This window comes from Chitinophaga sp. Ak27, from assembly GCF_012726295.1.
Classification (GTDB): domain Bacteria; phylum Bacteroidota; class Bacteroidia; order Chitinophagales; family Chitinophagaceae; genus Chitinophaga.
This window is the reverse complement of sequence record NZ_JABAOB010000004.1, coordinates 228,596-242,674: the sequence shown is the minus strand read 5'-3', so window position 1 is coordinate 242,674 and position 14,079 is coordinate 228,596. Positions and strand designations below refer to the sequence as shown.

Genomic DNA, 14,079 nt, shown 5'->3' with positions numbered 1-14,079 from the left:
AGCATTACCGGCCCATGTAGGTTAACTGATAATCATTAAAGTCCGGTCGTCGTGATTACCGGGACTCCAGAAGTCCATCCAGTCAGATAGCTGTTGCGCTACTGCCGGAGGATACGTATCGAGTTCCACGATGGCATTCTCTTTATTATCTCCGCCCAGGTCGGCCAGCAGTGCTTTCCAGGCACTGACTTTCTCCAGGTTGGCTTCTACTTCAAACTTGGGATCGTAAATACCGTCTGTCATAAGCATCAGGTAGGAAAAGTCTGGCACCAGCTTAAAACCGAAGCGGGTAGCAAATGTATCACTTTTAAAGATTTCCGGCATCGTGATGAACCTGGTTCCTCCTCCAAACTCCCCTACATCCAGGCGGTTCATCAGGGTGATGGCCGACAAATCCTTATTTAATAAGCCAATGGGGCAGTCGCCCACCCCAAAACTCATGATAACATAGCCACAAGGATACTTTTTCAGTAGTGCAAATATAAGGGTCGCATGAAAATCTTTAACAGGAACTTGCTGGCTATGCGCAAATTCAGCGATTTTTTTATGAGTGGTAAAGGCAGCTTTTCCCAGCTGGTCGTATACGAAGCGGGTAAGCTGCTTCTCCGTTTTTTCGCTGGGATTGGCGGCATGTTCTGCCAGGAGGGTGTCGAACGGCGCCAGTGCTGCATTGGTAAAATGCTGTTCAAAGTACGCTACAATATGAGCGCATGCCATACGGGCGCCTTCCCGGGCCAGTGGCGCGCTACCGGCGCCGTCAGACACGGCCAGCACTGTCCAGCCGGTATCGGGAAAATGCCGGAACGCGAAATCATCGTCCCGGAACCCACCAGTATTGGCGTGAGAACGCCCCCTTCGCGAGGCTACTACCAGTCGTTTATCGCCCAGTACCGCCGATGTGGCCACATTATCTTCCCGCCAAAACGGAGCAGTGCTATCGCTGCTGATATTCTTCCAGAGCGACCTGGGGTCGGGATTTATGATGAGAGGCACCAATTTTTCGTGCAACGGCGTTTCCTCGGACTCGCCCTGGAGGCGATAACTGAGCTTTATGCGCCAGTCGCCATTTTGGGTGGGCGTACCGCTGATTACCGAGGTGGCGCTATCGAACTGCAGGCCCACGGCATCCAATCCAGTTATGGTAAAAGTGGTAAAATCGGTCCAGTTGAGTTGTTGAAAATCAAGCCTGGCTTCATATATCTTGCCCATGGTGGCATTAGGAATCACAACGGTTTGTTGCTGAATATCCGCCAGCCTGCTTTTTAACTGCCATCTGTCCATAAGGAACTGTTGATTTTCCAATATTTGTTTTACCCGGTGCAGGTTTTCTTCTTCCTGCACGAAGGCTTCGAATAATTGTTCCCGGTTACTGATATCGATCTGTTGTGCCTGGAAGAGCTCCCGGATAAATGATTTTCCCATACTGCTCTTATATTAACCCTGCGCGCGGTTTACATCAAATCCACCATCACTGATGCCGTATGTATTGCGGCTGCCACAACCCGGGCAGCTGCTCACCGTTTCGGTGCCAATACAGTGAATCTGGCCGCAACCACACATGGCGAAGGCGGTTTGATTGCCGCAACAGGGACATGTGGGATTACCGATCAGCTCATCGCTGTTAATGCGTACCGGGCCGCCGCTATGGTCCGACAGCTCATCGTACGAAGCATCTAACGGGAACGCCCCCACGAGACGGTATGACAAGCGATCCAGGCTGAGGCCATAAATTTCGGCTTCTTCTACCGATCTGCGGTACTTCATTAAATAAGCGCGGCCGGTATTTTGACATTTGCCGGCTACCACAGCATAATTGCTGTCCACCCCCTGCATAGATGGCAGGGATTGTGTAGTATCCACTTTTGTGAGGGTATCATCTTCCAGTATGCGGGCCAGCTCAAAGCCGGAAGCATTGTTTTCCACACTCTGGCTGCTGGTTTTAACGGAATCTGTTACCCATTTAAAGAATTCCTGGTAAGCGGCAGTAGTGGTATTTTTAAAATGCAATACATTTTCGGTCAACTCCTTCAACAAACTCAGGTCGGCCTCATTACCGAAAGACACCGCCACCGTGTTGACAGCCCGTTGCCAGTTTTGTTTCCACTCGGCAATAGCCGGCCGGGTATCATCGGTGGGCACGCCATCTGTGAATAAAAAGACTATTGGCTTCCAGTCGCCTTTCTTCTCGTAAGTAGTTTTTACCTGGTTTTTCCGAAGCTCCATCATCAGCTGTCCCAGGCCCCTGCTCAGGGAAGTGCCGCCGCCTACCGGAAAGCGGGGCGGATAAAACTGGATGATCTCCTGTAAAGGCACCAATGTTTTCGCCTGTCCGGCAAATACCAGGATAGATACCCATACCGTTTCAAGGGCATAGGGATCGGCTTTCAACGCCTGGATGACGGTCGACAATCCCTCTTCTACTTGCTGGATGGGCTCTCCCACCATGGACTCAGAAACATCTATCAAAAAATAAATAGGCAGTCTTCTCATTATCCAAAATTTACAGAAGTGACGTAAACGGTGCCGGGACCGGTGATCTTCAACATGGTAAGGCCCTCTCCTCCCAGCATATTATTTCCGGAAAAGTGCGACGACATCCGGTTTTGCATATCGGCATGCATGCAGATAAAACTTTTTTCATCTACAAATACCGTTTGGCCCGGCGCCAGGTCCAGCGTGATAGGCGTGCCTATCACGTCGATAAATACAGTACAAAAACCGGTTAACTTTTGCATGATCAAACCAGTACCTCCAATGAGGGAGGTCAGGTTCATTTTTACATCAATATCTACTTTGTCGGATGAGGCCACGTATACGCCGGCGCGACAGATAATACCTCCCGACAATTGTTTCAGGTTAATGGGTAACAGTCCTACTTTACCTGCTACCACGAGTTTTCTGGGCTGTGGATGTGCATTGCTGAGTGCTACCTGGAAAATGCTTTCTCCGGTTAACTTTCTTTTGATTAGTCCGGCTACTCCTTTATCAAATACATTGATGGTAGATTGTATACCTTCCTCATAATAAATCAATGCACCTTTTTCGCAATAGAATTTTTCCTGTGGGTCTAACTCTACCTGCAGGCACTTAAAGTCGTGCCCTATCAATTTTACGTTCATGCCTGGGGGTTATCAGATAATTAAATTCACTTCCTGGGGAGGTGGTGGCAATACTACCTGTGAGGTAGTGCCCATACTTTTGTTACCTTGTTCTATGGTATCGGATACCCATTTAAAAAACTGTTTCAGGGTGGCGCTGTCGGCTGTGTCGAGGTGCACAACGGTATCTGCCAGTTCGCGCAGCATCTCATTGTCGGCCACTTTGCCGGCCGCACAACCTACGATGGCGGCGAAGTTCAGCTCCTTCACCTTAGGAATCATGCTGCGATACAGTTGCAGATCGGAGGGCTTGCCATCGGTAAAAATAAACAGCAATGGGCGCCAGTCGCCTTTCTGCGTAGGCGTTCCTTTACGCACATCAGTGCTTACGCGGGCGTGCAGGAATTCGAGGCCGCTGCCGGTATGGGTAGGGCCGCTCTGCGGACAGGTGATTTCGGGCAATTGGAAGCTGACCAGTTCAGTGAGTGGCATCAGCTCCTTTACATCCCGGTCGAACGTGATGATGCTGAGCCAAAGGGAGTCCAGCGCCTGCGCATCCATGCGCAGGGTATTCACCATACCGCTCAGCGCATTGTTAAGTGCCTGAATGGGTTCTCCAAACATAGAACCCGAGGTATCCAATAAAAAATATACGGGTAGTCTTCGCATGGTTAAATTTTAATGCTTATACCACAATGTTCAGTTCAGCCGGAGGGGGTGGTAGTTCGTCCAGGCCGGCGAGTTCTTTACCAGAGTGTTCTATTTTCGTAGAGCTGACGCCGATAGAGGCGGTTACCCAGGCAAAAAATTTGGAGATGCTGTGGCTGTCGGCAGTATCGAGCCTTACCACGTTATTGGTGACCTGTTTCAGCACAGCGGAATCGGCCCCATTGCCGGCAGCGCAGGCCACGGTATATGCTGTTTTACGTTGTTTATAGGCAGCCAGGCCACTTTGCCAGTTGTCGGTAGGGATACCATCGGTCATAATGAATACCAGCGGCTTCCAATCGCCCTTTCGCTCCGTGGTGGTTTGCGCTACTTCCCGGTCTATGCAGCTGGCTAACAATTGCAGCGCTTCTCCCATAGCCGTAGTACCGGAAGCCCGGATATCGGGCACCTGGAAAGAAGATAGATCGGTAAGTGGCACCGCCTGCCGGGCGGTACTGTCAAAAGTGATGACACTAATAAAGGCGGTTTCAATGGCCTGCGGGTTTTGCCGCAATGAACTGATCATTACCTGCACCCCATTTTTCACGGCTTCTATGGGCTCTCCGCTCATAGAACCGGAGGTATCCAGCAAAAGATACACGGGTAGTCTTCTCATACAATACAGAATTAAGTGTTTGCTACAGAAAGGGGTTAACGGTTTAACATCAGGAATAGGTCAACTTCTTCAGTTCATCAATAAAACTATCAGATTGATGTGGTGTACCGAGTGCCCTGAATTTCCAGGCGCCATCTTTGCGATAGATCTCTGCAAAGGTCATAGAGCACATACCATTGTAGGTACTGTCGCCCGACAGGCTGTACTTCGCAATCTCCTTCCCTTTTCTGTCTACCGCGCGGATAAAGGCATTTTCTATCATGCCAAAGTGCTGGTTGTTCTGACGACCCTGGTAGATGGTGACCATGAATAATATTTTCTGATACCGGTTATCCAACTCATTGAGCTTGATGATAATCTGCTCATCGTCGCCATCCCCGGCGCCGGTGCGGTTATCACCGGTGAGCCAGATGTGGCCGGACGGATGTTTCATTGAATTGAAGAACACCACGTCCCCTTCAAAAAGGCCCATGCTTCTGCCATCGCGGGTTTGCACAGTGCGGCCCAGGTTCGCTACTTTTCCGTTATTATCGAGCAACAAGGCCACTGCATCCAGGTCGTATTCTTCTTCTTTCTGCGCGCCGCCAAACAGCTTGCCGAAAAAGCCATCATCCTTTTTCTTTTGCCTTACATCCCAGCCCAACCCGATAGTAACGGTAGACAGATCAAATTCTTCTCCGGAGTCGTTTTTACGAAGGTCTATCGTTTGACCTTTCACTAAATTAATAGCCATATGTGATGTTTATTTAATGATCTGACCTTTAAAATATTTGGAGAGGAAAAACGCCAGGTCTTCTTTATAACCTTTGCCGGAAGCTTCAAATTTCCATTTACCATCTTTCACATACAGCCGACCGAATTCAACACCTGTTTCGATAGAGAAATCTTCTCCCAGCTCGTATTTAGCGATTTCCTGCCCGTTGACATCGTCTACAATACGGATATAGGAATCACGCACCTGCCCGTAGTTCTGCTTACGGTTAAATGCATCATGGATAGTTACTACAAACAGGATTTCCTTCACCTTGGGATTTACTTTGGAGAGGTCTACCTGGATCACTTCATCATCTCCTACCGCACTGTTACCACCAGTAGGATCATCACCGGTATGGTGCAACGCACCATCGGGTGAATCAGTATTGCCATAGAAAATAAAGTATTCTTCCTGGAGAATTAATCTGTTTTCGTCGATCATAAAAGCGGATGCGTCGAGGTCGAAATCGTACCCGGTGCCTTCATTGGGATGCCAGCCTAAACCCACACTGATACGGGAAAGACCGATATCAATTCGTTGTCCTTTTTGTAAGTTAATCGCCATTGTTCTGAATTTTATCTCAGGAAAGGTAAACTATATAATTTTATCAGAAAAGAAACAGGGTATACCAGCTGCCTGACACACCCTGATTTGTAATTATTTTAACAATTACTTCGCCGGTATTTCCCGGAGGATATGCAGCAAATAATTATAGAACCGCCCCACAGAAGATACCTGTGCTCTTTCATCGGGGGAATGCGCACCGCGGATAGTAGGACCAAAAGAAATCATGTCAAGTTTACCATTGAAGTGCGCGCCTAAAATACCACATTCCAGCCCTGCGTGACAGGCGCCTACTTTAGGTGTATGTTCAAAATGGTCTTTATACAAATCGAGTAATAAGCGCAGGATGGCCGAATCGGCATCTGGCCGCCAGCCGGGATATTCTCCGTCCTGCACTACTTCTGCGTCTATATTTTCGAAGGCAGCGCGTACCGCAAAGGCCACGTCTTCCTTGGTGCTGGCAACGCTGCTGCGCTGCAGCGACTGCGTAATAAAAACACCATTCCTGGCGATGACCCTGGCCAGGTTGGATGAGGCTTCCACCAGGTCGGCGATATCGGGACTCATACGGAATACCCCATTGTGAGTAGCGTATATAGCCCGCAGTAATTGCATAAAATAGGCCGGGTCCATTACCAAAGATGGCGCCGTTACTGGCTTCAACTCCACCAGCAGTCCGGGTTCTAGCGATTTATATTCTTCCTTCAGCGTTGCCGCAAAGTCTTGTACAAATGCCGTGAACGATCGGCTATCCGTTTCCGGTACTGCGACGGTAGCGGTGGATTCGCGCGGAATAGCATTGCGCAGGCTGCCTCCATCCAGGCTGGCCAGCTGTATATCGAACAATTGTTTGGCCTTATACAACAGGCGATTCATCAGCTTGTTGGCGTTGCCCCTGCCTTTATGAATGTCCATGCCGGAGTGACCGCCCAGCAAGCCTTTGATGGTAATATCAAAACCCTCTGCGCGGGCAGGTGCGGGCACCTCCTGGTAAAGTCCTTTGGTATTGGTATCCAGTCCGCCGGCGCAACCAATCGTCAGTTCATCCTCTTCTTCTGTATCCAGGTTCAATAAAATGGTACCGGAGAAATTGGTGGGATCAAGTTGCTTGGCGCCCGTCATCCCGGTTTCTTCATCGATGGTGAACATGGCTTCCAGTGCGGGATGCGCAATGGTTTTATCGGCCAGCACCGACATGATCGCTGCTACGCCGATGCCGTTATCAGCACCAAGGGTAGTGCCCCGCGCTTTCACCCAGTCGCCATCTACATACATGTCGATGCCCTGTGTATCGAAATTGAATACAGTGTCGTTATTTTTCTGATGTACCATATCCAGGTGCGACTGGAGGATCACCGTTTGCCTGTTTTCCATCCCGGGTGTAGCTGGTTTGCGGATCACCACATTTCCGGTGGGATCTTTCCGGGTATCGAGGCCAAGGCTTTTACCAAAATCTTCGATGAAGGCGATCACCCGCTCTTCCTTCTTGGAAGCCCTGGGCACGGCATTGAGGTCGGCAAAATATTTCCATAAAGGCTGTGGTGATAAATCTTTTAGTTCCATGCTGTTTATTGTTAGACACAGCTTAGCAGCAAATAATTGCGCGTCGTTCTGTGCTGGGGCAATGTATACAAATCCTGTTAATCCATCAAAAAAGCGTTACAGGTCCTGTCGCTTCATGGCTTTCACAGCATAGTCGGCTGCTCTTGCCGTGATAGCCATATAGGTCAGGGAAGGATTCTGGCAGGCAGAAGAAGTCATACAGGCGCCATCTGTTACAAACACGTTCTTCACGGCATGTACCTGGTTCCATTCATTTAGCACGGACGTGCGGGGATCTTTTCCCATGCGCGCCGTGCCCATTTCGTGGATGGCCATCCCGGGATAAGAACTGCGGTTGAATGGCTGCACATTTTTCAGTCCTGCTGCTTCCAGCATGGCTACCGCTTCCTGGTCCATGTCTTTGCGCATCTGCCGTTCATTGTCTTTGAATTCGCAGTTGAATTTCAGCACTGGCTGCCCCCAGGCATCTTTAATGCTGTGATCGAGGGTTACCTGGTTTTCTTTGTAGGGCAGGCATTCACCAAAGCCCATTAGCCCCATTTGCCAGGGGCCGGGTTCCGATAAATAATCTTTGAAACTATTGCCGATGCCCAGTTCTGCGATCCCCCTCGCCCATCCACTGCGACTGCTATAGCCAGTGTAACCGAAACCGCGCAGGTAAGCGCGTTTATCGGCGCCTACATTCGCGAAGCGGGGAATATAAAACCCGGCGGGACGCTGCCCGAAATAATATTTATCGGCAAAATCATCGGACGTGCCGCTGGCGCCTGCATGAAAATGATGATCCATCAGGTAGTGCCCCAGCACGCCGCTGTCGTTGCCTAATCCGTTGGGAAAACGGCTGGATACGGAGTTCATCAGCAGGAAGGTACTACCAAGTGTAGACGCATTGAGGAAGAGAATACGGGCATAATATTCCGTCATCTCTTTGGTATGTTTATCAATTACCCGTACACCGGTAGCTTTTCCTTTTGCCTCATCGTAGATGATACTGTTTACGATGGCATCGGTATGTAAGGTAAGGTTACCCGTTTTCATTGCAGCCGGCAAGGTAGACGATTGTGTGCTGAAATAGGCGCCAAACGGGCATCCGCGGGCACAGCGATCGCGGTACTGGCATTTCCCCCGGTCGCCGATAGGTTGGGTAAGATTGGCGGTACGGAAAATAGTCATATGCCTTCCGGGAAACGTAGCTTCTATCCTGCCCTTCACCTGCTTTTCAAAGCAATTCATTTCCATTGGTGGCTGAAATACGCCATCCGGTAAATGCGGGATGCCTTCTTTCTGTCCACTGATACCTGCAAAGGCTTCCACGTGATCATACCAGGGCGCCAGGTCTTTATAACGTATGGGCCAGTCAATACCGATACCTTCTTTGGCGTTGGCTTCAAAATCGAGGTCACTGAGGCGCAGCGATCCACGGCCCCACATGATGGAGCGGCCGCCAACAATATCAGGGCGCATCCAGTCGAAACGCTTTTCTTCTTTGTAGGGGCTGTCACTGTCTTTCAGCCAGTAGTCAGCATTAAACTCAGTATACAGGCGGTCGCGCACCTGGTAAGGATGGTCCTTTTCTTTGTCCAGCGGCATTTTGCCGCGGTGTGTAATTTCCCACGGCGCTTTGGTGGCGGTGGTATAATCCTTAATGTGCTCCAGTTGCTTTCCTCTTTCCAGCAGCAATACCTTCAGTCCTTTCTCACATAATTCTTTTGCTGCCCATCCGCCGGAAATACCCGATCCTACTACAATAGCATCATAGGTATTTAATTCCTTTGCTTTTCCATTAACATTGATCATAACGTATGGATATGAATTGGTTGTCGGGAAAATAGTGAAATAATGGGAAAAGCAAAATAGAATTGGGACAGAAGGAAAAGACTATCCGCCCCCGCAGGCGCGGGGACGGCAGCATGTCGTTTCCGTTGTTAATACATTACGTCTGTCAACACGGTGTTACCCACTACCCGGGCAAACAATTCTTCGTTCAACAGGTCTTTAATTGACCTAATAATGAAATCTGGAGAATAACCAAAATGCGTGAGGTCTTCTTCTTTGGTCACACCCGAAAGCGTAAGAATCGTTGTAAAGCCCATGGACCCTGCACCTAATATATCGGTGCCCATAGTATCGCCTATCATCACTGTTTCGTCGGTCGTGAGTTGAAGTGCTTTCCGGGCCATGCGCATCATTACCGGGCTGGGCTTGCCCACGCTGAAAGCTTTGATGCCGCTGGCCGTTTCCAGCATAGCTACCATGGCGCCGCATCCAGCGCGATATTTGCCATCGCCCATGGGACAGTTCGGATCGAGATTGGTAGCAATCAGCTTGGCGCCTTTCATAATCATATTGAGCGCTTTATCTACCGACTCCAGCATGATCGTTCTGCCTTCCCCGATAATTACATAGTCGGGCTGATCATCTACAATAGAATAACCCGCATTGTATAATTCGGTGAGTAATCCTCCTTCACCGATAACATAGGCGGTTCCATTTTCCTTCTTGGAGGCAAGGTAGCGCGCAGTAGCCATGGCGCAGGTAAAGATGTCGGCATCCGTTACCCGGAACCCCATCTTATTCAGTTTGTAACAAACATCGCGGCTGGTCTTTTGACTGTTGTTTGTCAGGAACAGGAAAGGCAGGCCTTTATCTCTCAGACCATTAATAAATTCTACGGCACCTGGAATGGGTTCACTGCCCTTGTAGATAACGCCGTCCATGTCGATAAGAAATCCCTTTTTTTTCATAGCATTCAGATGTTGATTATTGTATAATGGTCAATAAAACTATCATAAAAACTATGGAACGGATAAAGGCTGGAAGCTGTGTAGATACAGCGGTGTATGATGAGGTGGTGTATGAAGTGCAGATACCGGGAGGGCCTGATATCTGCACTAAAGATAAGGATAAATTCCAGGAAAGCAACTACTTTTTAAAAAAATTAATTAACCAGTACCTGGTAGGTATACTGCACTACTTTCTTCTCTCCTGCTTTTAGTGCCAGCTGCCAATTCATTTCAGAATAAGGATTTTTATCGCCTTGCTGTGTTTTGCGTTTCACTACATTACCACCATCGCTCAATGGGTCTACGGCGCCATTCACGCATTTCTTTACATTCACGGTCACATCCTTCTGCTGGAAATTATTGATCGTCACGGTGCCGGTTACCGTCACCTTTCCGTATACCGCCTTACCTACCTTTTTGAAATTATCCACGCGGCCGGTCTCTTCTTCTTTATTCTGTAAAGTGATATCGATGGCTTTGGATATTTGTATGGCATTATCGGCGCCTACCGGCGTGTATTTCAGCTGATTTTGCGCAAGGAAGTTACCCTGTTGGTCCATGAGCATAATGGGCGCTGTGGTAAATGGTTTGTTCAGCGTATTTTTAATTTCATACGCATGGTATACATCAGCAAATCCGCCACTCTCCGCACTTTCGTCGCCACCTGGCTGGTAAGTGCCTACGTTGTCTGGGATCGTACAGCTATATTTTTCTTTGCAGGCAATGGTACCGGTGAAGATGGGAAAAGTAGCGGTTGCCTGTTTAGGCAGCGATATTTTGCCTAATTTGTAAATATAGAAATCGCCTTGCTTTTCGCCTTCCTGGGAGAAATCGTCCGGGGCTACGGCTTCATCGACTGCGCCGCGGGCTTCCGTCATTACGACGTTGTTGCTCAACTGCGACATATGAAACTTAGCGGTGGCAACATCCACCCCCATTTGCGCAAAATCGAAATTCATCGGGTCGCGCTGTGCGCCGAAATACAATACCGGCGAGCCCACTACCAATTCTGTTTCCACATCGGTCATGCGCTTGCCTGGATTGGTGAGCGTAGCCTTCATTTCCAGGTAGGCGGTTTTATCATCTGCTATTTTCAACAGGTAGGAAGGAGTCCAGTTCAAACCATCCTGCATATAGAGTTCTTTCAATGCAGTTTCTTTGGCGCTGTTTTCCAGTTCCACCACCACCATCCGGGCAACGCTGTCTTTTGCAAAAGCCAGTGGGCTGTTATCCATATCCACCTGGTAAATAGCCGATGTTTGCAGGGCCGTTACTTTGTTATCGTCCTTTCTAAGCTGCACCAGGTTGGCCGTAGGGCTTACCGACAAAATAGTACCGGTGATGGAGCGGTCGCCCCGTTCGCCGGCAGTGTAAGACAATGTTACCTTTTTGCCGGTGTTGGCCATCAGCATCTGGGAAATAGTGCCAATGGCGCCCTGGACTTTCAGGGTATCTGTTTTTACATCTACTCTTTTGACCGTATTGCCTTTGGGGGCGCCTATCCAGTAGGTTCCCAGCAACACAGCACCAGGATCGGGTAATGTGGCCAGTTTTCCGTTTACCGGTACGGTACCTTCGTTAACAATCAATGCGGTACCATTTTTAAACACCGTTACTTTCTTTGGGGGAACTCCCTGCTGGGCCATGGCAGTATGCAGCACTAACAAACTGGCTGCGGTAAATGCTATCTTGTACATTTAATAAGAAAAATTTTGGTGAATATAGGTAAAATCCAACGGCCACGGCCTTTGCCATGTAATCAAGCCTGGGAGTTTTTATGTACAGCGAGAAGAAACAACATTCATTCGGGCGACAAACATCACTTTATTTATTGTCCCCGATGTACGATATTTGAGGAGTCATGAAGAGCACAAGATGAGCAAAAAGATCCTGTCCCTTTTACTATACAGCTGTATGTTGGTAGTATGGGATAACGCCAGCGCACAATTGAAAGACAATAGTTATTTATTCCGGCTGTACGACGATAACGACGGCATTAATATTACCGGCAATGGTACCGACGAAGCGTATACGAATGGTACCCGTTTCGACCTGTTTTATATGCGCCGGAAACTGCCCCGGGCTTTACCTGACCGCTGGATGCCACGGGCCGGCCAGGAGAGCGTGAATACCTATGGCTGGGGATTTATGCAGGCGATGTTTACTCCCAGGATCATTAAACGGGAAGTACCGCCTCCGGGCGACTATGCCTACTCGGCCGGACTATTTATCGTACGCAGCCTGCATTCGGCTAACCCCGTACGCAAGTACAACCTTCAAACTTCCTGGGTAGCCGGCGTCATGGGCCCCTGGGCGCTGGGCAAGGAAACACAAACGATGGTGCACCGCCTGCTTGGATACCAGGCACCCCGGGGCTGGAGCAGCCAACTAAAAAACGACGTACTGCTCAATTTAAATATTGCTGCGGAGAAGCAGTTGCTGGGATACAAGCGCTTCATAGAAGTAATTGGCGGCACGGAGTTGTGTGCCGGCACTATGCTCAATGCCCTGTCGGCTTATTCGCTGATCAGGATTGGTAAAATGCAGCCCTATTTCAATGGCTATCTCTCCCAGTATTCCACCAATGCCGGGGATGCCCAACACTGGCAATTGTACTTCACATTACAGCCCAGCGCCCGGCTGATGCTGACTAACGCGCTGATAGAAGGCGGTATGTTTTCGAACCACGAGTCTGCTCACCGCATTATGGCGGATGGCCATTCAACCTTTGCCATGCATAAACTGCTGGGGGGCATCGACTACGGCATGGTAGCCGTTTACCGGCGGATTGGTTTCTCGTTGTCACAGAAAAGTGTTTCTTCCATGATTAAGGGCCTGCCGAGTGTGGAGACGGGCAATATTTCTTTATACATTGCCTGGTGACGATAAACGGCTTTCAAACCAATTTAACCTTCTTATAAACCGTTGAACAAGGCAGCACTCATGTTGTTTTGCCTGCTCTTCATTTAACGCCCTGCCCGCTAAAAAAAATCAAAAAATTTTGCGCAACCAATTAGTTTCATATATTTGCAACTGAACGGTTGCTCTTTTTATTCTTAGTCACATGAGAAGGGATGTATTTCAGGCAATAGCAGATCCGACCCGTCGGGCCATCCTTTTGCTGATTGCAACAAAGCCCATGACGCCGGGTGCTATCGCGGAGCATTTTGAGATATCGCGACAGGCCGTATCCAGGCACCTGCGCATCCTTACGGCATGCCAGTTGTTACAGCAAACGCAAACAGGCAGGGAGATATATTACCGGTTAGACGGAACGAAATTAGCGGCCATCGCGGAGTGGCTGGAGAAATGCCAGGCTATCTGGGAGAAGAAATTTGATACCCTTGATATTGTATTGTCAACCATAAAAACGCAAAAAAAATGAACGCGAATTTAGCATTTGATTTCTCTGTGAATAAAGAGAAGAAAGCCATTACGGTAAAGCGGGAATTCGACGCCGCCTTACCGTTAGTCTGGGACGCCTATACGAAAAAAGAACTACTGGATCAGTGGTGGGCGCCCAAACCCTGGAAGGCTAAAACAAAATCCATGGACTTCCGCGAAGGCGGGCAATGGCTATATGCCATGGTGGGCCCGCAGGGCGAAGTACACTGGTCATTTGCCAATTACCAGGAAATCGTCAACCAGCAGAAATTTATAGGACTCGACGGGTTCTCTGACGAACACGGCAACGTAAATGCCAGTCTTCCTCAATCCCGCTGGGAAGTATCCTTTCAGTCTACCGGCAACAAAACATTGGTGACCTGTCATATTACCTATAATCAACTGGAAGACCTGGAAAACATTATCAAGATGGGCTTCAAAGAAGGATTCACCATGGCATTGGGCAACTTGGACGAAGTACTGGCAACGCTCAAATAATCACAGTCATCGCTCACAGCAACGGCAGGTTGGTTACGGGCGCCAGCTTGCCGTTTTATCTCCCATCACTGGTTTCCCGCTGAAAAAATGCTTTCCCACGCGACATTTCCC

The 14,079-nt window shown here is 49.0% G+C and carries 14 protein-coding genes; 3 read left to right on the top strand and 11 right to left on the bottom strand.

What is annotated here, in order from left to right; all coding sequences use genetic code 11:
• Window positions 1–21 precede the first annotated feature (21 nt).
• From HGH90_RS15735 to HGH90_RS15685, 11 genes are all read right to left on the bottom strand, one after another.
• The gene (locus tag HGH90_RS15735; protein ID WP_169191507.1) at window positions 22–1,422 is read right to left on the bottom strand and encodes a PP2C family serine/threonine-protein phosphatase; all 1,401 of its coding nucleotides are present in this window, start codon (window positions 1,420–1,422) and stop codon (window positions 22–24) included.
• A gap of 12 nt (window positions 1,423–1,434) precedes the next feature.
• Window positions 1,435–2,490, bottom strand: coding sequence for a TerY-C metal binding domain-containing protein (locus tag HGH90_RS15730; protein ID WP_168762963.1), 1,056 nt, complete (start codon window positions 2,488–2,490; stop codon window positions 1,435–1,437).
• Window positions 2,490–3,119, bottom strand: coding sequence for an AIM24 family protein (locus HGH90_RS15725; RefSeq protein ID WP_168762962.1), 630 nt, complete (start codon window positions 3,117–3,119; stop codon window positions 2,490–2,492). The genes HGH90_RS15730 and HGH90_RS15725 overlap by 1 nt, the downstream gene beginning before the upstream one ends.
• Before the next feature lie 12 nt (window positions 3,120–3,131).
• On the bottom strand, window positions 3,132–3,767 hold the full coding sequence (locus HGH90_RS15720; protein ID WP_169191506.1) for a vWA domain-containing protein: 636 nt from the start codon (window positions 3,765–3,767) through the stop codon (window positions 3,132–3,134).
• Window positions 3,768–3,783: 16 nt separating this feature from the next.
• Window positions 3,784–4,422, bottom strand: a complete 639-nt coding sequence (locus tag HGH90_RS15715; protein WP_168762960.1) for a vWA domain-containing protein — start codon at window positions 4,420–4,422, stop codon at window positions 3,784–3,786.
• A 49-nt stretch (window positions 4,423–4,471) separates the two neighbouring features.
• The gene (locus HGH90_RS15710) at window positions 4,472–5,155 is read right to left on the bottom strand and encodes a TerD family protein (RefSeq protein ID WP_169191505.1); all 684 of its coding nucleotides are present in this window, start codon (window positions 5,153–5,155) and stop codon (window positions 4,472–4,474) included.
• A 9-nt stretch (window positions 5,156–5,164) separates the two neighbouring features.
• Window positions 5,165–5,740: a TerD family protein gene (locus HGH90_RS15705; RefSeq protein ID WP_169191504.1), complete on the bottom strand. Its 576-nt coding sequence runs from the start codon at window positions 5,738–5,740 to the stop codon at window positions 5,165–5,167.
• 105 nt (window positions 5,741–5,845) lie between these two features.
• Window positions 5,846–7,303: an aminoacyl-histidine dipeptidase gene (locus HGH90_RS15700; protein ID WP_169191503.1), complete on the bottom strand. Its 1,458-nt coding sequence runs from the start codon at window positions 7,301–7,303 to the stop codon at window positions 5,846–5,848.
• A gap of 96 nt (window positions 7,304–7,399) precedes the next feature.
• Window positions 7,400–9,100 carry a GMC oxidoreductase gene (locus HGH90_RS15695; protein ID WP_168762956.1) on the bottom strand — a complete coding sequence of 567 codons (1,701 nt, stop codon included), beginning with the start codon at window positions 9,098–9,100 and terminating at the stop codon, window positions 7,400–7,402.
• 128 nt (window positions 9,101–9,228) lie between these two features.
• Window positions 9,229–10,047, bottom strand: a complete 819-nt coding sequence (locus HGH90_RS15690) for an HAD-IIA family hydrolase (RefSeq protein WP_168762955.1) — start codon at window positions 10,045–10,047, stop codon at window positions 9,229–9,231.
• A gap of 194 nt (window positions 10,048–10,241) precedes the next feature.
• Window positions 10,242–11,783: a DUF4139 domain-containing protein gene (locus HGH90_RS15685; RefSeq protein WP_168762953.1), complete on the bottom strand. Its 1,542-nt coding sequence runs from the start codon at window positions 11,781–11,783 to the stop codon at window positions 10,242–10,244.
• A 217-nt stretch (window positions 11,784–12,000) separates the two neighbouring features.
• On the opposite strand from HGH90_RS15685, the gene HGH90_RS15680 reads away from it, so the two are divergent.
• The 3 genes from HGH90_RS15680 (at window position 12,001) to HGH90_RS15670 (ending at window position 13,968) form a co-directional block, all read left to right on the top strand.
• A complete protein-coding gene (locus HGH90_RS15680) occupies window positions 12,001–12,969 on the top strand; it encodes a lipid A deacylase LpxR family protein (RefSeq protein ID WP_168762952.1) in 969 nt (322 codons plus the stop codon).
• A 181-nt stretch (window positions 12,970–13,150) separates the two neighbouring features.
• A complete protein-coding gene (locus HGH90_RS15675; RefSeq protein ID WP_168762951.1) occupies window positions 13,151–13,471 on the top strand; it encodes an ArsR/SmtB family transcription factor in 321 nt (106 codons plus the stop codon).
• The gene (locus HGH90_RS15670; protein ID WP_168762950.1) at window positions 13,468–13,968 is read left to right on the top strand and encodes an SRPBCC domain-containing protein; all 501 of its coding nucleotides are present in this window, start codon (window positions 13,468–13,470) and stop codon (window positions 13,966–13,968) included. Before HGH90_RS15675 ends, HGH90_RS15670 begins: the two co-directional genes overlap by 4 nt.
• Window positions 13,969–14,079 lie beyond the last annotated feature (111 nt).